The 19,916-nt window shown below is 45.2% G+C and carries 21 protein-coding genes and 1 pseudogene; 19 read left to right on the top strand and 3 right to left on the bottom strand.

The features are described 5' to 3' along the window. The 3 genes and pseudogenes from A3GW_RS0109370 to A3GW_RS0109360 form a co-directional block, all read right to left on the bottom strand. Positions 1-227: pseudogene (locus A3GW_RS0109370) on the bottom strand (Y-family DNA polymerase); the annotation flags it as partial. Positions 228-232: 5 nt separating this feature from the next. Then, positions 233-367 carry a hypothetical protein gene (locus A3GW_RS12140; RefSeq protein ID WP_018369030.1) on the bottom strand — a complete coding sequence of 45 codons (135 nt, stop codon included), beginning with the start codon at positions 365-367 and terminating at the stop codon, positions 233-235. Between the two features lie 2 nt (positions 368-369). Continuing rightward, complete coding sequence (locus tag A3GW_RS0109360) at positions 370-1,047, bottom strand: XRE family transcriptional regulator (protein WP_018369029.1); 678 nt, start codon at positions 1,045-1,047, stop codon at positions 370-372. A gap of 87 nt (positions 1,048-1,134) precedes the next feature. Between A3GW_RS0109360 and A3GW_RS0109355 the strand changes: the two genes are divergently transcribed. From A3GW_RS0109355 to A3GW_RS0109265, 19 genes are all read left to right on the top strand, one after another. After that, on the top strand, positions 1,135-2,934 hold the full coding sequence (locus A3GW_RS0109355) for an ImmA/IrrE family metallo-endopeptidase (RefSeq protein ID WP_018369028.1): 1,800 nt from the start codon (positions 1,135-1,137) through the stop codon (positions 2,932-2,934). A 206-nt stretch (positions 2,935-3,140) separates the two neighbouring features. Further along, positions 3,141-3,602 (top strand): DUF7768 domain-containing protein, encoded by a 462-nt coding sequence (locus A3GW_RS0109350; RefSeq protein WP_026216686.1) that lies wholly within the window; start codon positions 3,141-3,143, stop codon positions 3,600-3,602. A 12-nt stretch (positions 3,603-3,614) separates the two neighbouring features. Next, entirely contained in the window at positions 3,615-3,935 is a 321-nt protein-coding gene (locus A3GW_RS0109345) for a hypothetical protein (protein ID WP_018369026.1), read from the top strand. Continuing rightward, complete coding sequence (locus A3GW_RS0109340; protein WP_040798852.1) at positions 3,919-5,061, top strand: DUF2800 domain-containing protein; 1,143 nt, start codon at positions 3,919-3,921, stop codon at positions 5,059-5,061. The genes A3GW_RS0109345 and A3GW_RS0109340 overlap by 17 nt, the downstream gene beginning before the upstream one ends. A gap of 1 nt (position 5,062) precedes the next feature. After that, positions 5,063-5,596, top strand: a complete 534-nt coding sequence (locus tag A3GW_RS0109335) for a DUF2815 family protein (RefSeq protein WP_018369024.1) — start codon at positions 5,063-5,065, stop codon at positions 5,594-5,596. Positions 5,597-5,639: 43 nt separating this feature from the next. After that, complete coding sequence (locus A3GW_RS0109330; protein ID WP_018369023.1) at positions 5,640-7,577, top strand: DNA polymerase; 1,938 nt, start codon at positions 5,640-5,642, stop codon at positions 7,575-7,577. A gap of 9 nt (positions 7,578-7,586) precedes the next feature. Further along, positions 7,587-9,947, top strand: a complete 2,361-nt coding sequence (locus A3GW_RS0109325) for a virulence-associated E family protein (protein WP_018369022.1) — start codon at positions 7,587-7,589, stop codon at positions 9,945-9,947. A gap of 248 nt (positions 9,948-10,195) precedes the next feature. After that, a complete protein-coding gene (locus A3GW_RS0109320; protein ID WP_026216685.1) occupies positions 10,196-10,477 on the top strand; it encodes a VRR-NUC domain-containing protein in 282 nt (93 codons plus the stop codon). Beyond that, positions 10,458-11,798, top strand: a complete 1,341-nt coding sequence (locus A3GW_RS0109315) for a DEAD/DEAH box helicase (protein WP_018369020.1) — start codon at positions 10,458-10,460, stop codon at positions 11,796-11,798. The genes A3GW_RS0109320 and A3GW_RS0109315 overlap by 20 nt, the downstream gene beginning before the upstream one ends. 1 nt (position 11,799) lies before the next feature. Next, positions 11,800-12,291 (top strand): hypothetical protein, encoded by a 492-nt coding sequence (locus A3GW_RS0109310; RefSeq protein ID WP_018369019.1) that lies wholly within the window; start codon positions 11,800-11,802, stop codon positions 12,289-12,291. Between the two features lie 8 nt (positions 12,292-12,299). Beyond that, positions 12,300-12,650, top strand: a complete 351-nt coding sequence (locus tag A3GW_RS0109305; RefSeq protein WP_018369018.1) for a type II toxin-antitoxin system PemK/MazF family toxin — start codon at positions 12,300-12,302, stop codon at positions 12,648-12,650. Between the two features lie 224 nt (positions 12,651-12,874). After that, positions 12,875-13,912: a methionine adenosyltransferase gene (gene metK / locus A3GW_RS0109300; RefSeq protein WP_018369017.1), complete on the top strand. Its 1,038-nt coding sequence runs from the start codon at positions 12,875-12,877 to the stop codon at positions 13,910-13,912. A 91-nt stretch (positions 13,913-14,003) separates the two neighbouring features. Beyond that, complete coding sequence (locus A3GW_RS11915; RefSeq protein WP_018369016.1) at positions 14,004-14,174, top strand: DUF6900 domain-containing protein; 171 nt, start codon at positions 14,004-14,006, stop codon at positions 14,172-14,174. Between the two features lie 49 nt (positions 14,175-14,223). After that, entirely contained in the window at positions 14,224-14,589 is a 366-nt protein-coding gene (locus A3GW_RS0109290) for an HNH endonuclease (protein WP_018369015.1), read from the top strand. Between the two features lie 251 nt (positions 14,590-14,840). Continuing rightward, positions 14,841-15,296 carry a hypothetical protein gene (locus A3GW_RS0109285; RefSeq protein ID WP_018369014.1) on the top strand — a complete coding sequence of 152 codons (456 nt, stop codon included), beginning with the start codon at positions 14,841-14,843 and terminating at the stop codon, positions 15,294-15,296. Continuing rightward, the gene (locus tag A3GW_RS0109280; RefSeq protein WP_018369013.1) at positions 15,268-16,524 is read left to right on the top strand and encodes a site-specific DNA-methyltransferase; all 1,257 of its coding nucleotides are present in this window, start codon (positions 15,268-15,270) and stop codon (positions 16,522-16,524) included. Before A3GW_RS0109285 ends, A3GW_RS0109280 begins: the two co-directional genes overlap by 29 nt. After that, the gene (gene dcm, locus A3GW_RS0109275) at positions 16,521-17,789 is read left to right on the top strand and encodes a DNA (cytosine-5-)-methyltransferase (protein ID WP_018369012.1); all 1,269 of its coding nucleotides are present in this window, start codon (positions 16,521-16,523) and stop codon (positions 17,787-17,789) included. The genes A3GW_RS0109280 and dcm overlap by 4 nt, the downstream gene beginning before the upstream one ends. A gap of 25 nt (positions 17,790-17,814) precedes the next feature. Further along, positions 17,815-18,288 carry a phage terminase small subunit P27 family gene (locus A3GW_RS0109270; RefSeq protein WP_026216684.1) on the top strand — a complete coding sequence of 158 codons (474 nt, stop codon included), beginning with the start codon at positions 17,815-17,817 and terminating at the stop codon, positions 18,286-18,288. Continuing rightward, positions 18,285-19,877: a terminase large subunit gene (locus A3GW_RS0109265; RefSeq protein ID WP_018369010.1), complete on the top strand. Its 1,593-nt coding sequence runs from the start codon at positions 18,285-18,287 to the stop codon at positions 19,875-19,877. Before A3GW_RS0109270 ends, A3GW_RS0109265 begins: the two co-directional genes overlap by 4 nt. Positions 19,878-19,916 lie beyond the last annotated feature (39 nt).

Raw genomic sequence — 19,916 nt, 5'->3', positions numbered from 1 at the left:
GGGAGGTCGTAGGACCTGCCAACATTAGCCTTGCCAAAAACTTTTTTGAACATGGGTGATGAGGCCAGTATCAATCCTTCAGAGTTGTCGGCTCTACTCATGACGCAGAGAGAAGTGGTCAATGGATTGAGACCACGGCTGACGCATTCCACACTAGCGTAGAATGATTTCATATCGAAAAATGCAATATCGGACGTAGGCTCTTTTGAGTAATCAATAAAGCCCATAGCCATCACCTCTCTTTGAGTTTTCGTAACTCTTGGAGCAGGGTTGTGATATGGTCTGTCACGTCATACTCTTTTAGAAATGGGGTGAAGTAAATTCGGTCCCCCTTAATGTAAATCATTTCTTCAATCTTGCTGGACATATTTAACCTCCGACAATGGGCATGAAGTGGCCAATAATTTTTCCAACAATTCTTGGTTCATCCTCAGCTGGCGCAAACTTATCTGGATATGAGTCATTGATGGAAACGAGGCGATAACCATTTTCTTCAAGATATACTTTCTTGATGTATACCTCGTCATTCCAGGCAATGGCGTAGACTGCACCATTGTAGTCAAATCCTCCTTCACGTATGAGGGCAACTTCCCCATCTTGGTAGACAGGTTCCATTGATTGGCCTTCAATCCATGTCGCCACATCGTAGAGGTACTCTTTATCTGTGAAGACTTCTTTTGTCTCGTATTCATCCCAAAAATCATTACCATGACCAGCTGATAGAGCAACATTGTCAAGCACTTGAACAGAGAAGAGTGGTACAACTTTTTGTTTCATAAGAAGGTCATAAGTGAGTTCATCGACCTTCCCTTTATTAGTCTTGTTGAGCTGTTTATAAAGAGTGAGGTGAGGATGTTCCTCATATAATTCTTGAATATCAATTTCCAAGAGATGGGCAAGTTTCTCTAGGTGTTTTTTATTTGGTACAGCTTTCCCAGTTTCCCATGAAGACAGAGCTGACCTGGTAATACCTAGTTCATTAGCAATAGCAGTCTGGGAAAGATTTTTTTCTTGTCGATGTTCTTTGAGTTTTATTGGTGAGAACATGGTCTCTTCTCCTTGTCAAATTATAACTTGACAAAATTATACCATAGGCTATAATTAGAATCAAGAGAAAAGAAAGGCAGGTTTGTCATGCCGATTGAAAAGTTTATTATAGACCATTGTTCAAAAGAGGTTATTGGTGATATCAAACGTCTAATGGGGGAGGATAAGTCCCTTTTTTCAGTGACCTCTACTCCAGGATTAAATAAAGTCCATGATATTATTTACCAGAGTGCAGGTGTCATCTCGGTTCACCCACGGTTAAAGACTTCAAATTTAATTTTGCTCCACATTAGTTTACAAGTAGATTCAGAAGGATGTTTTGGATTTGATGGCTATGATGATTGGTGTCAAGTGTCTTCAGAGATCACCCTTGACTACTATTTATCATTTCAGAACTCTGGCAGCTATGAATTACTTTTTGTAGGCGCTAGAGCTGGTGTAAAAGATAATTATGATGAAACGAACTCTTTGAGGAAAGATTTAATTCCTTATATTTCGTCTTCTCGTTATGATAATGAGGCTGAGTTATTCCTTCGAGAAGTTTATCCAGAAGCTCTTGACCAGCCTATGCCAATAAATGCTTTTGACGTGGCATTACGCTTGAAACTAGATGCTAAGCCGTATCGTTTTGATAGCTGTGACCAAATCTTAGGTAGAACTTATTTTGATAAGGTAAAAGATGAAGAGGTAGATGGGGGAGTTATTGCTGAAGGAACGGTCTTGTATGATACCAATCATGGTAATACGGGCCGATTGAACAATACGATTATTCACGAATGCTTCCATTGGTACAAGCATCGTCATTATTTTTCCTTAAAGAAATTATTGGATTCTGCTGAAGAGGTCTATGGTGATGAGTCAAGTGCGACGCTTTGGCTAGAGAGACAGGCTAAAGCTGTCACTCCACGAATCTTAATGCCCAAAGAGATGTTTCTGAAGAAAGCTCAATCCCTTTTGAATGAGCGGTTTGTCGAGGCTAACGGACCTTATTTGCTCATGCTCCAGGAAACAATTTCTGATTTAGCAGACTTTTTTCAAGTATCTCGCCAGTCTGCAAAAATTCGTCTGGTCGAGTTAGGTTTTAAAGAGGCAAGAGGTGTTTTGGAATTCGTTGATGGCGGATATCTCCCACCTTATACCATTGGGGACATGGAGCTGAAGAACAATCAGACCTTTTCGATTTCTCTTGCGGAGCTGGAGAGGTTGATGGAGGAGGACGAGTCATTTGCTAAGGTGTTACTGTCAGGCCTCTATGTTTACATTGAGTCTCACCTAGTTATGAACCTACCTCAATTTGTGACCAAGGATCTGAGCGGGGATTTAGTTCTGACAGACTATGCCCGGTACCACTTGGATGAGTGTGCTCTGCTCTTTGAGTATCATCGTTTAGGCGGTGAACAGAAGGAAATCTCTTATCAAGATTTTGTCCTGAACCGTTCCCAGTTTAGCAATATCTCCTTTGAGTTGGTCTATCATAATGGCTATGAAAATTCGACTAAGGAAAAGCAGGAACAGGCTCTCCTTAAACAGTTAGAAGAGGAAGATGCGATTTACAACAAGCTCTCTAATGATTTTGAAGCGTCCATGCAGGTTGTCAAAAAATGGAGACAGGTGACCTATAAGGAAATCGGAGAAGAACTCTATTTCTCAGAGAAGCAGATTAGTCGCCTCTTCAAAGGGGATGGTAGTTTGGAGTTGTTTATTCTTATCTGTGTCTATCTGAATCTACCGCCCAGTATCTCCTTGCACTTACTAGAGAAGTCTAAGTGGAAATTAGATCCTGGAAATATTACCCATCGTCGCTATCAGCTGGTACTACATACCTTACACAGTCAATCAGTAGGCCAAGTCAAGGAATTTTTAGAAAAAGTTGGTGTTACCATCTAGTAAAACGGACATGCTCGTGTCCGTTTTTTTGTGTTTTTAGGCATGTCTATCAGTAAAAAGAGGGGGAACTCACAATGTTATAGGCGATTACAAGGGGACACCAACATGTCCGTTTTGGGTTTTGGATTTGGCTATATACTAGTCTTGTGAGTTGGAGATGGCCATCCCTAGTAACTCCAAAAATTTTTAGAACGGATAACCAATCAATGAAAACAGTCTTTATTTGTTCGCCTTATCGAGGGCGAGTTACTGAAAACGAGAAGAAGGCAAGAAGCTATTGTCGACAGGCTATGAAGCAAGGATTTACACCTCTCGCCTCCCATCTTCTGTTTCCCCAGTTCCTTGATGATAATAACCCTGATGACCGCATCAAGGGGCTGACCATGAGTCGTGAAGTCCTCAGGCGGTGTGATGAAATTTGGGTCTTTGGTCCAGTGATTTCTAAAGGCATGAGCTACGAAATTTCAGCCGCAAAAGAATATGGCATTCCTTTTCGCCTCTTTCATGAGAATGGGCAAGCCATCAATCCGAGAACTATGGACATTGATGACCGAGTAGAGCGGAACTTTGCCCTTCATTGTAGTGGTCATAACGTGGTTTATGCAGAAGATGGTCATAGCCGCTTGCGGGAAAAAGAGTCCTCATTTTGGGACAAGGTATTTGGATAAGGAGGTCTACCTATGGGAAACATGAAACAATTAAGCCTAGTCATTGGCCATTTACGAAATCTGGCAGATAGTTTAGAAGACCTGTGCCAGGGAGTGGAACGTGTCGCTCCAGAATCAGTTCAAGCAACTGAAGTTACGGAAACAGCACAGGGAGTAGAAGAGCCAACTGTGAGCGTTGCGATTGAAGACATCCGTAAAGTTCTAGCTGAGAAATCACAGGCCGGTAAAACGGATAAGGTCCGTGAACTCTTGCAGCGGTATCGAGCTAACAAGCTCTCAGAAGTCGAGGTGAATCTCTATCCTAGCCTCCTTGAAGATGCGAAAGGACTCTAGTATGACAGATAAACAACACGCTCTCTTGTCAGCATCATCCAGTCACCGTTGGTTGACTGTACCACCGATAGCTCGCTTGGAGGAGTTCTTTGAGCATCCGACGAGCCCTGCAGCTCAGGAGGGGACATTGGCCCATGCGCTTGCGGAACATAAACTACGTTTAGCTCTGAGAGAGGACAGCCAGCTGCCTGAAGGGGAGATTGATCCAGACATGGATATGCATACGGATGACTATGTGGCCTATATCAGTGATGAGATGACCCAGGCTAAACAAGTCACTCCTGACCCCATCTTTATTATCGAACAACGGGTTGATTTCTCCAACTATGTTCCAGAAGGGTTTGGGACGGCAGATGCCATTATCGTGGCCGACAATAGTCTCCATGTTATTGACTTTAAGTATGGCAAAGGAGTTCTGGTAGATAGTGAGAACAATTCCCAGATGCGGCTCTACGCTCTTGGAGCTTTGGAACTTTTTGATGCCCTCTATGATATTGTGGAAATAAAGATGACCATCTTTCAACCAAGAAAGGGTAATGTCTCCACCAGCATCATGACCCGACAAGACTTGTTGAAATGGGCAGAAGAGGTGGTGAAGCCTCAAGCAGAATTAGCCTTTAAGGGTGAAGGGGAAATTACCTATGGCCCCTGGTGTCAATTCTCTCCTTGTAATGCTGTGCTGCGTGCTCGTCATGATTGGCATCAAAATTTGCATCAGTATCAATTGGCCTCGCCGTATTTATTAACAGATGCAGAGATTGAAGCCATCCTACCTCATGTGGATGACTTGGTTAAATGGGCTACGGAGGTCAAGGATTATGCGACCAAGGTGGCTCTAGAGTCAGGAAAGAACTGGTCAGGCTTCAAATTGGTTCAGGGAAGGAGTAACCGTAAGTTTAGTAATGACAAAGCAGTTATTGAAGTAGCGGAAAAAGAAGGGGTTACGGATATCTATACCCAGTCTCTTGTCTCTTTAACGGAACTGGAAAAGCGTCTCGGCAAGAAAGAATTTAACCGGGTATTCGGTCACCTTGTGACCAAACCAAAGGGCAAGATCAGTCTTGTCCCTGATACAGATAAACGTCAAGCACTCTCAAGTGCTACGGAAGATTTTGGAGGAAATTAAGATGTCAAAAGAAACAAAAGTGATTATTGCAGGTCGTCTCTCGTATGTGAACATTTGGGAGCCACAATCCATCAATGGGTCTGAACCCAAGTATTCGGTCTCTCTGATTATTCCAAAGAGTGATACAGCGACCCTCAATAAAATTAAGCAGGCCATTGAAGTGGCTAAACAAGAAGCCATTTCAAAATTTGGTGGGAAGATTCCAGCCAATCTCAAACTCCCTCTTCGTGATGGGGACATTGACCGACCAGATGATGAAGCTTACCAGAATAGCTATTTCATCAACTGTAATTCGAAACAAAAACCGCAGGTGGTCGATAGCCAAGTTCAACCAATTCTTGACCAGACAGAAGTCTACTCAGGTTGTTATGGTCGAGTGTCTGTGACCTTCTATGGCTTTAACTCAAACGGTAACCGAGGTGTTGCGGCAGGGCTTGGTAATGTTCAAAAACTCCGTGATGGCGATGTTCTTGGCGGTCGTATGCGAGCGGAGGATGAGTTTTCAACCTTATCTGATGATGATTTTCTAGCCTAATGGCGATGGGGCTTTGTCCCCACTTACTTATAAAGGAGGCCTTATGACCGTCTTGTCTTTAGACATTGAAACCTATTCCGATGTGGACTTGCTTAAGTCTGGTGTTTACCGCTATGTGGATAGCCCTCAATTTGAAGTGTTGCTTGTGGCTTATGCGATTGATGATGAGCCTGTGACAGTTGTGGATTTGGCTTGTGGGGAGGAATTGCCAGCTTCTATTAGAGAGATGTTAGGAGATGAAGGGGTGATAAAAACGGCATTTAACGCTAATTTCGAGCGGGTCTGCTTATCTACATGGTTTCAAGAGTCCTACTCTGCCTCGTCATGGCAGTGCACCGCTGTTCAAGCCGCATCCCTTGCATTACCTCAGACACTTGCCTTGGTGGGACGGACTCTTAATATCAGTCACCAGAAGTTAGAAGAGGGCAAGGAACTCATTCGCACCTTCTGTGTACCTTGTCGCCCAACCAAAGCAAATGGTATGAGAGAACGCAACCTCCCTCATCATCTCCCAGACCTATGGCAGGATTTCAAATTCTATTGCAGGCGAGATGTGGAGGCTGAACGAGACATACGAGAGAAACTTTCTCGGTTCCCACTTTCTCAAATAGAACAGGCTTACTATGCCCTGGATCAAACCATCAATGATAGAGGGGTTCGGGTGGATCTAGCATTAGTTAATCAAGCCATTGCCTGTGACTTGGCTTATAAAGACCAAGTGACGACTAGGGCCTATGAATTATCAGGTCTTGAGAATCCCAACTCAGTTGCCCAGGTTAAAGAGTGGCTAGAAACAAGAGGCGTCTTTATGGACTCGCTCAATAAGAAATCCATTCAAATGCAGATGAAGGAGGAGGATGGTGAGGTGCTTGAGATGTTAAAACTTCGCCTATTGTTATCAAAGACCTCCGTCAAAAAATACCAGGCGATTGAACGCTGCGTCACCCATGCAGGACGAGTTCATGGTCTCTTGCAGTTTTATGGGGCTAACCGTACCGGCCGCTGGGCTGGTCGCTTGGTCCAGGTTCAAAACCTCCCTCAGAACAAATTAGCGGACCTAGCCCTTGCGAGAACCTTGGTCAAAGAAGGAGCCTTTGAAACCTTGGATATTCTCTATGAGAATGTCCCAAATGTTCTGTCTGAGTTGATTCGAACTGCTTTTATCCCAAAAGAAGGTCACCAGTTTGTGGTTGCGGACTATGCGGCCATTGAAGCTAGAGTTCTTGCCTGGTTGTCAGGTGAGGACTGGCGGTTACAGGTGTTTGAAGAAGGTGGTGATATCTACTGTGCCTCTGCCAGTGCTATGTTCGGCATACCCGTTGAAAAGCACGGCCTCAATAGCCACTTGAGACAGAAAGGAAAGATTGCGGAGCTGGCACTCGGTTATGGTGGTTCAGTTGGTGCACTCACCGCTATGGGAGCACTTGATATGGGTATGGAGGAGGATGAACTCCAACCCTTGGTCACGCAATGGCGACAAGCCAATCCACACATTGTGGCCTTTTGGTGGGCCATTGACCAAGCTGCCAAAGAGATCTTAAAGACCAAGCAGTCCCAACATCTATATGGCTTGACCTTCTCTTATGAGTCAGGGATATTCTTTATCACCCTACCATCAGGGCGGCGTTTGTCTTATGTGAAGCCGAGATTGGAAATGAATGCCTTTGGGAAATTAGGCATGACTTATGAGGGAATTGGAGAAAACAAGAAATGGACACGGATTGATACCTATGGTCCAAAGTTAGTGGAAAACATTGTCCAGGCGATTGCCCGTGACCTTTTGGCACACGGCATGTTGGTTTTGGATCAAGCAGGCTTTTCAATCGTCTTGCATGTTCATGATGAAGCGGTAGTTGAAGTCCCAACAGAAGCAGTCGATGTCCAAGAGGTCTGTGACCTCCTTGCGACGAAACCAAAATGGGCAGAAGGGCTACCTTTGCGAGCAGATGGCTATGCCTGTGATTTTTATCAGAAAGATTAAGGAGAAGACATGGCGTTACATATTTCATTAGGAAACAAACGAACAGATAAGGTTTGGACGCAAACAACCTACAGTTTTGAGCAATTTGAGGCACGGATTGCGACGACCATTCGCACGGCAGAAACCGTAGCGGAGTATGCGTCCTTGCCAAAGTCCAAACAAGATGACATCAAAGATGTCGGAGGCTTTGTCTTGGGCAGACTCAAGGACGGCAGACGCAAGAAGGATGCGGTGATTAGCCGCTCTGCTCTAACCCTTGATATGGACTTTGCGACGGTTGGAATTATCGAGGAGTTGAAGCTCTTATTTGACCACAAGGCTTACCTTTATTCTACCCATAAGCATAGTCCTCAGAATCCACGATTGCGGCTCATCGTTCCCCTATCAAGAGAAGTGAGTGCCGAGGAATACCAAGCGGTTAGTCGAAAAGTTGCCGAGGATATTGGCATTGAGCTCTTTGACGATACCACCTATGAGCCAAGTCGGCTTATGTACTGGCCATCGACATCACAGGATGGAGAATTTGTTTTTCACAAATTGGCTGGAGAACTCCTTAATCCAGACCAGGTGCTCGCTCGCTATACCAACTGGAAGGACACCAAGTCTTGGCCAGTTTCTAGTCGCCAGACCAAGCTGATGGAGCGGGCCATTAATCGACAAGCTGACCCTCTAGAAAAGACAGGATTGATTGGAGCTTTTAACCGAGCCTATCCCATCACGGCTGCCATCGCAACCTTCCTTTCAGACATTTACCACCCCTCTAGCTATCCTGGGCGTTACGACTACGTCCATGCGACCACCAGTGGTGGTGTTGTCATCTATGAGGATAAGTTTGCCTACAGTCACCATGCGACAGACCCTTACGGAGGGAGACTCTTGTCCAGCTTTGACTTGGTGCGACTCCACCTCTTTGGGGATCGAGACGATGGGGGACAAAAGGACACTAGTAAGCAGCCATCGTTTAAGGCTATGCAAGATTTGGTCCTAAAAGATGATGTTACCAAGGAAGTTCTTGCCAAGGAGCGTTTAGAACAAGCGAGGCTAGACTTTCAAGATGACCCCAACTGGCAGACCCAACTGGAGTTGGATAAGACAGGGAAGGTCAAAGACACCCTCTCCAATATCGCAACCATTATTCGCTATGATCCTAACCTCCAGAATATCGTCTACAACGAGTTCAAGCACATCATCGATGTCAAAGGGCCACTCCCTTGGAAGCAAGTCAAGGGTGGCTGGAACGACTCAGACCTTGCCAATGCCAAGCTCTACTTTGAGCGTGTTTATGGCATCTGGTCACCAACTAAGTTCAAGGATGCTCTCCTTGCGGTGGTGACCGCAGAGCGGACTTATCATCCAATCAAGGAATACCTAGAACCCTTGGTCTGGGATGGGGTTGAGCGGATTGAGCACCTGCTCATTGATTACATGGGGGCTAAGGACACTCCCTACACACGAGCGGTGATGCGAAAGACCATGGTCGCAGCCATCGCTCGCATCTATGAACCAGGCATCAAGTTTGATTCTATCTTGGTTCTGAATGGTCCGCAAGGGCTAGGAAAGTCCACCTTCTTTTTGAAGCTTGGCGGTAGCTGGTTTTCGGATTCTCTAGCTATCTCTGATATGAGGGATAAGACAGCAGCAGAGAAGCTCCAAGGTTACTGGATTTTAGAAATCTCAGAGATGACCGGGATTAAAAAGACCGATGTGGAGACGGTTAAGTCCTTTGTGACCAGGCAGGATGACAAGTTCCGCCAAGCCTATGGGGTCAATGTGGAAAGTCACCCAAGAACCTGTGTGATTGTAGGATCGACCAACTCTGAAGGTGGCTTCTTGCGAGATGTGACAGGTAACCGTCGCTTTTGGCCAGTACAGGTGACCAAGGATAGCAAAAAGAAACCGTGGCAGATGTCAGATATCGACCAGTTGTGGGCAGAGGCAAAAACCTACTATCAGGAAGGTGAAGCCCTCTATCTTACAGGTAGCGTGGCCAAAGAAGCGGTGCAGGAGCAACAGGCAGCTATGGAATCCGATGATAGAGAGGGTATTGTAGCTGATTACCTCAATACACTATTACCAGATAATTGGTCTCAGATGGACCTCTATGAGCGGCGAACCTTTATGTCTGGAGGCGAGTTTGGCAAGAGCAGTCAAGGGACAGTTACTAGGGAGCGGGTCTGCATTATGGAAATCTGGTGCGAGTGCTTTGGCAAGGAACGCCAGAATTTGAAAAAGATTGACTCCTACGAAATTGAAGGGATTTTGAATAAAATTGGCGGTTGGACCAAGTACACAGGAAATGCGACAGGCAAGATGAAGTTTGCCCTTTATGGGACACAGCGAGCGTTTGTACGGTTGCCAGAAGGCAACTAAGTCCTCTTGTTTTTTAGGGGAATTGGTTTCCCAAGGTAGCCAATAAAGCTGTTAGGCAACCGAGACGGCAACCAACAAAGTTCCTTGTCAGATAAGGTTTTCTGAGTCCTTGGTTTCCTTAGTTGCCTATTCTTCTAATAGAGTAATGGTAATGATAAGAAAAAGGGGTTATCGGACACCTGTACACGCGTATAGGATTTCAATCCCTTTGGCAACCGCCATCGGCAACTGATGATTGGAGGATTGTGATGAGAGAAAAAGTTGTGGAAGAAGCATTGGTGAAAGCAGTTAAATATCGAGGTGGACTCGCTCTTAAATTGACGTCGCCTTCTTGGGTTGGCATTCCAGACAGGCTGGTGCTTTTGCCTCAAGGAAGCCTTGGATTTGTGGAAGTGAAGGCTCCTGGAAAAGTTCCTCGTCCTTTACAGGTTAGGAGATTAGAGCAGTTGAAGAGCTTGGGCTTTAAGGTTTATGTTTTGGACAGCTTAGAAAAAATTGAAGGAGTATTGGATGACCTACAAACCACATGATTACCAAACCTATGCGACAGAATTCATCAAGAGTCACTCAACTGCTTGTCTCATGCTTGAGATGGGACTTGGGAAAACGGTGATTACCTTGACGGCTCTTTGGGACTTAATTTTAGATTCTTTCGAGGTCAGACGAGTGCTTATCATTGCACCTCTTCGAGTGGCAGAACACACCTGGCAGGAAGAGTTAAAGAAGTGGGAACACTTATCAGGACTAACCCTATCAGTGGTAGTCGGTTCAGACAAAGAACGCAGAGCTGCGCTTAGGAAACCTGCCTTTCTTTATACCCTCAATCGAGAGAATGTGGTTTGGTTGATTGACAATAAGCTCTTTGACTTTGACATGGTGATTATTGATGAACTTTCTAGTTTTAAGTCTTATCAGTCCAAACGCTTTAAAGCTTTGCGACGTGTACAGGCTAGCACCAAACGAATGGTGGGATTAACAGGAACACCTGGTAACCTCATGGACCTCTTTTCTGAGATTGGTATCTTAGATGGTGGTAAGCGGTTAGGACGATTTATCACAGGGTTTCGAGACCAGTATTTTTTACCAGATAAGCGTAATGGACAGGTAGTCTTTTCTTACAAACCCAAAGAGGGAGCAGAAGATGCCATCTATGATCGTATTTCTGATATGACCATTTCCATGAAAGCCTTGGATTATCTCCAAATGCCAGAACGAATTGACCATGAGGTCCTTGTCGAGATGAACCCTAAAGAAAAGGGCCTCTACCAGACCTTTAAGCAAGAATTGGTCGTGTCACTAAAAGACCAAGTCATTGATGCCCTCAATAGTGCTAGCCTATCTAATAAACTCTTGCAGCTGGCTAATGGTTCGGTCTATGGAGAGGAAGGAGCTGTTCTTCCCTTTCACGATAAGAAACTGGATGTCTTGGAAGAAATGGTAGAAGCCATGCAGGGCAAACCGCTTCTTGTAGCATACTGGTTCAAACATGACTTACAGCGGCTCAAGGAGAGATTTAAAGAAGCTAGAACTATTACGAGTAGTCAGGCGATTGATGATTGGAATCAAGGAAAGATTAGCATTGGCCTTATTCATCCAGCTAGTTCTGGACATGGCCTTAACCTTCAAGCTGGAGGTTCCACTATCTGTTGGTTTGGCTTGACTTGGTCCTTAGAGCTTTACCAACAATTAAATGCTAGACTCTGGAGACAGGGTCAAAAAGAAACTGTGATCATTCATCACCTCATCACTAAGGGAACAATTGATGAGGAAGTCATGAAACGCTTAAAAACAAAAACGGTCACTCAAGACCACATCATTGAGGCAGTCAGGGTGTCTTTGAAAGGAGGATAAGATGTCAGAAGCAGAACGCTTGTTTATGAACTATGAGGTGATGCAAAAAGAAGTGAGATTATTGCGTCATCAGCTGGAAAACTTTGTCGGTATCACAGAAGAAGAGATGATTGACACCATGGTCTTTGGTGGGCAAAGTGATGAGCCAAGGGTAAGTATGACCAAACGTCATGACCGAACAGAGACCATTGCCTTATCCTTCAGGGAAAAGACTGCGGCTGCTAATCGAGAACTCTATCAGTTTTTGTCTGATAGATACTTAAAGCTGATTCAGGATTTGGCTTTCTTTGAGACAGCTATCAAGCAATTGCCTGAAGAACTTTCGACTTTTGTCGTTGATTTGGTTGTAGAGGGAGAGAGTTGGGATAATCTGATGGTCAAATATCATATCAGTCGTAGCAGCATTACCAGATGGAAAAAAAGGGCTATCAAGGAGCTTGATGCCATTTATCAACTAAAGCAACAACAGCTAGCGGATTATTTGTTAAGTTAGGAGGAACTATGTGTAAGAGAGGCGATATCTATTATGTGAACTTTAGTGAACTGGAAGGTAGCCATTATCAGCAAGGGAGACGACCAGCCTTAATCGTCAGCAATGATCTGGCCAATCTCCATTCTCATCTGGTGACTGTCGTTCCTTTGACCAGTCAGGTCAAAAAGAAGAAGGAGTTACCCACTCATGTGTTTTTACCACAAGGTGTTATCAAAGGACTCAAACGGTCTAGTCTCGTTTTAGCCGAGCAAGTGAGCACCATTGATAAGGGGTTGTTGGAAGACAAGATTGCCTGCGTGTGGGATAAGAACTGGTTGAACAAGATTGACCAGGCTTTGAAGATACAGTTAGGTTTATAGACTTCAGCTGATTAGTTGCAGTCTTTTTTTATTTGTCAAGTAAAAACAGTAGCTTTTGGAAAGTTGGTACTAGGGCGGTACTAGGGTGGAACTACCCCGATACTAAAGCGGTACTAAGACGGTACTGACTTTTCATTTTAGAGGTGGTATACTTAAGATGTCAAAAAATATAGAAACAGGCCTGACTCTCATTTGAGGGTTGGGCTTTTTGCATGGAGGAAGCGATGTTAGTAACTAGTGAACAGGTGTCACATGGACACCCAGATAAAATCTGCGACCAAATCTCAGATGCCATTGTCACAGCTTGTTTGGTTCAAGATAAACACAGTCGAGTGGCGGTAGAAACCCTCATCAAGGATCACCATGTTGTGGTTGCAGGTGAGGTAAGGACTTCCGCAATCTTTGATGTGGAAGCTCTGGTTCTTGAAGTGGTTAAGCCGATTGGCATGACGGATGTTTGTGTCACGAACCTCATTGGGCTTCAAAGCCGAGACATTGCACAAGGTGTTGATGCAGGTGGTGCAGGAGACCAAGGTCTCATGTATGGCTATGCGACAGATGAAACACCTGAGTATTTACCCTTGCCTTTTGTCCTTGCGACACGAGTGTTGGAAGAATTGAAAAAGCTTCATCATTCCTTACTGTTGCCTGATGCCAAGGCTCAAGTCACCTATGATGATGAGCAAAAACGCATCAAGACTTTCTTGGTCTCAATTCAGCATAAACCTAATGCAACTCGAAAACAAGTCAAAGCCATTGTCAAAGAGGTGATGGTTAAGGTTGCCAAACGCTACAAACAGAACACCGATTTTAAGGTCTTGGTTAACCCAACAGGTCGCTTTGTTCTTGGTAGCTCTTATGCGGATGCAGGTGTTACAGGTCGTAAAATCATAGCGGATACCTACGGCGGTTTCTGTCGCCATGGTGGTGGAGCATTCTCTGGGAAAGACCCAAGCAAGGTTGACCGCTCCGCTGCCTACATGGCACGGAAGATTGCCAAGGACATTGTCCGTGAAGGTTATGCCAAACGTTGCGAGGTTCAACTGGCTTATGCTATTGGCCTGAAGAAACCTGTGTCGATTGCGGTGGATACCTTTGGGACGAGTTCGTACTCGGAGGACAGCCTAGTTAAGATGATTGAACTCCGCTATGACTTGACGCTACAAGGAATCATTAAGGAGCTGAACCTCCTTGATGTCGACTATCGAAAGACCGCAACCTATGGGCATTTTGGGAAGAAAAACCTGCCTTGGGAACTGTAAAAAAAAACTTTGACTATCTCGCAAATAAGACTGGATATGTGTTGGCACCTACGGTAATATACACTTACCAAAACAAAAGGAGAACAACCACATGAAAACCCAAATGGAAAAAGACTTATTCGGAATCATCTTCAAGAACTTCGGACGCTCCGATTTGGAAACAAGAAACAGCGACAACGAGGATTTCCTAGATGTATCGGTTTGGACCTTGAAGGCAGCCCTTGAGGAAGCCTACAAGGCAGGACAAGCGAGCGAGAAGTAGATAGGAGCCTTACCGAAGGGTAGGGCTTTTCTTGTGGAAGGAGTATTATATGCCACAAAGACCTAGCACCCCTTGTAAACATAACCGTTGCCCAAAGTTAGTCAGCTATGGAAACAAGTATTGCGAGGAGCACAAACCCCTGGTTCAGTTTGATACGAGGAGTACCACGGAAAAAGGCTACACCAGCCGATGGCGGACAGCTCGACTACGTTTTCTCAAAGTCAATCCACTCTGTATTCATTGTCAGAAGCAGGGGAAACTGGTCAAAGCAACTGTGGTGGATCACATCACCCCTCACCGAGGTGACCAAGACCTCTTCTGGGACCAATCAAATTGGCAACCCTTATGTAAGTCATGTCATGATAGAAAGACACAAACGGAGGATCGCTTCCAAGAGTTTCGTTACCGTTTTTAGGTTGGGGGTAGGGGGGATAAAATCTCTAAACCCCTTGTCCTGAAAGACCGTGGCCCCCTCAAACGTGCGTTTTCGCAAAATTGGGGAGGGGGTACACTAAAAATGAGGATTTTAGTGGCTTATTCCTTATGGTTATAAGGTTTGTAGGGAGGTGCTGTTTCGTTTTTTAGTAGAAAAAAATAGTCAAAAATGACCGTAAAAAAGGTTGGAAATAGCCTTTTTAGGTCTTTTTTTAGTGAGGAGGAGAACCAATGAACGAAAGCCAGCGACGGCAGATTTGGCAACTTCGTCATGAAGGACTAGGCTATGGTACGATTGCCAAGACCCTGAACCTTTCTCGTGATGCGGTCAAAAAGTATTGTGGTCGAAACCCTGAGCTAAAGGGACTGGGGAATCTTGTCAAAGAGAACTTAGATGAGGGAGGTGGGTCTTATTGCAAGACCTGCCACCAAGTCTTAGTTCACAAAGCAACAGGTAGACCCAAGAAGTTCTGTTCAGACAGGTGCCGTAAGGTCTGGTGGGAAACCCACTCAGACAACCATGATAAAACTAAGACAGCCTACCATGAATTGACTTGCCAAACATGTGGCAGGTCTTTTTTAGCTTATGCCAATCCAACAAGGAAGTTCTGTGGACACCCTTGTTACATCCAAGCACGATTTTATAAAGGAGTAAATCATGACCAAGCAACCAAAAATGGAGATTAAAGAACTCCCTTTAACCAGCCTCAAACCTGCAGGTTATAATCCACGGAAAAAACTGAAGAAGGGCGATAGGGAATACGAGAAAATCAAGCAGTCGTTATTGAAGTTCGGCTACGTGGATCCCATTATTGTAAACAAAGACCTGACGGTTATTGGTGGCCATCAGAGACTGACTGTTCTTAAAGACCTCAAGTATGAAACAGCTAAGTGTGTTATTGTTGACCTTCCAAAGGAAGATGAAAAGGCTCTGAACATTGCCCTCAATAAAATTACGGGTCAATGGGATGACCAGCTCTTGGCGGACTTGCTTTTGGACTTACAGGAGGCAGATTTCAATCTGGATTTGACAGGTTTTGAAGCCCCTGAGATTGATGATATCCTATCCAATATCCATGACAAGGACCTCAAGGAAGATGACTTTGATGTGGAAGAGGAGTTGAAGAAACCAACGGTCGCAAGACTTGGTGACATCTGGCACTTAGGTAAGCACCGAGTCATTTGTGGCGACTCGACTAAGTCAGAGACCTATGGTTTGTTGCTGGGGGATAAGAAGGCTAACCTGGTCGTGACCGACCCGCCATACAATGTGGATGTCGAAGAGACTGCAGGAAAAATTTTAAACGATAACATGTCTGATAGTGATTTTTACAAGTTTCTTCTAGCCATGTTTACTCAAGTGGAACAGCACATGGAGTCCGATGCCTCCATCTATGTTTTCCATGCGGATACAGAAGGTCTTAACTTTAGAAAGGCCTTCAAGGATGCAGGTTTCTATCTGAGCGGTTGTTGTGTCTGGAAGAAGAACTCCCTTGTCCTTGGGCGTAGTCCTTACCAGTGGCAACACGAACCTTGCCTCTTTGGTTGGAAACAAAAAGGCAAACACCAGTGGTTCTCAGATAGAAAGCAGACCACCATTTGGGAGTATGATCGACCAAAGTCCAGCAAAGACCACCCAACCATGAAGCCTATTCAGATCATGGCCTATCCCATTCAAAACTCCTCCATGCGAGGAACGTTGGTACTGGACCCCTTCTTGGGTTCAGGTTCAACCCTCTTGGCATCAGACCAGACAGGTCGGATGTGTTATGGTATAGAACTCGATGAGAAGTTTGTGGATGTGATTGTTTGTCGCTACATGGAGGCGACAGGAGATACAGCCATCTCTGTCAATCGTGGTGGTGCAACTCTCACCTACGAGGAGGCGGTTCAAGCCATGGAGGAGAGCCTATGAGCCTAACCTTTATAGATTTCTTTGCAGGGGTGGGTGGTTTCAGACGAGGGCTTGAATTGGCAGGCATGACCTGTGTCGGCTACTGTGAGATTGATAAGTTTGCCCGTAAATCTTACGAGGCCATGTACGATACGAAAGGAGAATGGTTTCATGACGACATCACCACCATTGACCCCATACAACTACCAAAAGCAGATTTATGGACTGCGGGAAGCCCTTGCCAAAATGTGTCTATTGCAGGGAGACGAGCAGGCCTACACGCTGAGCGAAGTGGACTCTTTTTTAGCCTTGTTAGCCTCCTCAAAAGCCAAAAAGAAGAAGATAAACCCGAGTGGTTACTCCTTGAAAATGTTAAAGGACTTTTATCAAGTGGCTCCGGTCGAGATTACCTCGACTATCTTTTTGACTTGGACCAAGCAGGGTATGACCTCGAATGGCAAGTGTTCAATTCCAAAGATTACGGTGTCCCCCAAAACCGAGAACGAGTCTACACTCTCTGCCATCTTAGAAGTCGAGGTCGACGACAAGTACTACCTCTCAGCGGAGAAAGCGGTGGCCGTCTTAAGCAACTTGTAGGCGGTATGCAGAGTTATCGGGTCTATGATATCTCTGGTATTTCCACAACGCTGGTTGGTGAAGGAGGCGGACTTGGGGCCAAGACAGGACTCTACCTGATTGACCAAACTATCAAGGAGCCAAAGATTACAGAGAATGCACGCTGTTTGACCACACGTTATAATGCAGGGGTTCATAAAATTCCAGGACGGAACTCAGGGGTTCTAGAAGTACAACCAATTCTGCCCCCAGATAGATTGAGGAAGCGCCAAAATGGTAGACGTATTAAAGGTGAAGATGAACCTATGTTTACCTTGACTTCCCAAGATAGACATGGTGTTTTGGAAGGTATAAAGGTTAGAAATGGTACAAAACAGGGCTACCAAGTGGCAGAACCTGGCGATTCCGTTGATCTTGCTTATCCAGCTTCACCTACCAGACGAGCAAGGGTAGGGAAAGGTGTGGCCCATAATTTATCCTGTAGTGGACAGATGGGTGCTGTGGTTTGGAAGGAACGACTGGTCAAAATCAGACGACTGACACCAAGAGAGTGCTTTAGACTTCAAGGCTTTTCAGATGAACTATTTGACAAAGCTCAAGCAGTCAATTCGGATGCCCAGCTCTATAAGCAGGCAGGCAATGGGGTCACCGTCAATGTGGTTTATGCCATAGGTCAAGCCATTCTTTCTTCAAAAAAGTGTGAGAAATAATTGAATAAAGAGAGGAGGCAAGGCAGTGGCTCAGAAAGGACGAAAACCAAAACCAATTCCATTAAGAGTGCTGGAGGGCAATCCTGGTAAGCGACCGATTCCTACAAATGAGTTAAAAGCTCCGACTAGAGCCCCACGTTGTCCTCCGTGGTTGGAGGACGATGCCAAGAAGGAATGGAAACGAATGGGTAAGATTTTGGAAGGGATGGGGCTTTTGACGGAGATGGACATGACAGCCTTTGCAGGGTACTGTCAGGCCTATGCTCGCTGGAAAGAGGCAGAAGAGTTTCTGACCAAGCATGGTTCCATTATCAAAACACCCAATGGTTACCTGCAACAAGTACCTCAAGTTTCCATCAGTCAGACCAACCTCAAGATTATGCTCAAGTTCTGTGAACAGTTTGGGTTAACACCCTCTGCTAGAACACGCCTCTCATCCATCGGAGAAGGCGGAGGAACTGGGGATGAGATGGAAGACCTACTAGGAGGACGCCTATGACTTATCATTATCAGCCAACCCCTTTCATGCTTCCGACCTCTCACTACGATAAAGCAAAGGCAGACCGAGCTGTGACCTTTATCCAAAATCTCTGTCATACCAAGGGCAAATGGGCAGGTAAGAAGTTTACCCTGCTTCCTTGGCAGGAACAGATTGTCCGAGATATTTTTGGGATTGTGAAGGAAGATGGTAATCGCCAGTTCTTGACTGCCTATGTGGAAATTCCCAAAAAGAATGGGAAGAGTGAATTGGCAGCTGCCATTGCCCTCTACCTGCTCTATGCGGATAATGAGGCCAGTGCTGAAGTGTATGGGGCGGCCTGTGACCGAAACCAAGCCTCTATCGTCTTTGATGTGGCCAAACAGATGGTTCTCATGAGTAAGGCACTGGATAAACGGTCAAAAGTCATGGGGGCAACAAAAAGGATTGTCAATTACACTAATGCAGGCTTTTATCAGGTACTCTCTGCAGAGACAGGTACTAAGCATGGTCTCAACGTATCAGGCCTTGTCTTTGATGAAATTCATGCACAACCCAATCGTCACCTTTATGATGTTCTGACAAAGGGGTCTGGTGATGCCAGAGAACAACCTCTCTTTTTTATCATCACTACCGCAGGTAATGATAAGAACTCCATTTGTTATGAACTCCATACCAAGGCTCTGGATATCCTCAATGGTCGAAAGCAGGACACGAGTTTCTACCCAGTCGTTTATGGTCTAACAGATGATGAGGATTGGAATGATGAAGCCAACTGGCTCAAAGCCAATCCATCACTTGGTCATACCATTGGCTTAGACAGAGTTAGAGAAGCCTACCAGAATGCCCTCGATAATCCTGCGGAGGAGAATGTCTTCAAGCAACTCCGCCTCAATATGTGGGTCAGCTCAACTGTGACTTGGTTACCTGAACACATCTATGATAAGGGCAGCCGTCCAATTGATATGGAAAGTCTTAAGGGAAGGGAGTGTTTTGCGGGTCTGGACTTATCCAGTACTTCAGACATCACCGCCTTTGTCCTCGTTTTTCCCCCAAGGCATGAAGAGGAGCCTTACATTGTCCTGCCTTATTTTTGGTTGCCTGAAGATACCTTACAGTTACGCTGTCGGAGAGATCATGTGCTTTATGATGTCTGGGAGAGGCAAGGCTACCTCAAGACGACAGAAGGTAATGTGGTTCATTACGGTTTCATTGAGGCCTTCATCGAGGAACTCTCGACTATCTATAACATCCGAGAGATTGCCTATGACCGTTGGAATGCGACCCAGATGGTCCAAAACCTTGAAGGCATGGGTTTGACCCTAGTGCCATTTGGTCAAGGCTACAAGGACATGAGTCCACCGTCCAAAGAACTCTTCAAGCTCATGATGGAAGGGAAAATCCAACACGGTGGGCATCCTGTTCTCAAGTGGATGGGGCAGAATGTCGTCATGCGACAAGACCCAGCAGGCAATATCAAGCCTGACAAGGAAAAGTCAATTGAAAAGATTGATGGGATTGTCGCACTTATCATGGGACTTGACCGTTGTATTCGCCACCAAGGACAAGGGAATTCGGTCTATGATGAACGTGGGATTTTGAGTTTTTAGTTGACAACACAAAGCGAAATACGTTACAATTACAGTACA

Origin of the sequence: Streptococcus entericus DSM 14446, from assembly GCF_000380025.1 — a bacterium.
Taxonomy (GTDB): Bacteria; Bacillota; Bacilli; order Lactobacillales; family Streptococcaceae; genus Streptococcus; species Streptococcus entericus.
Note: the sequence above shows the minus strand (reverse complement) of the source record. Positions and strands in the feature narration are given on the sequence as shown.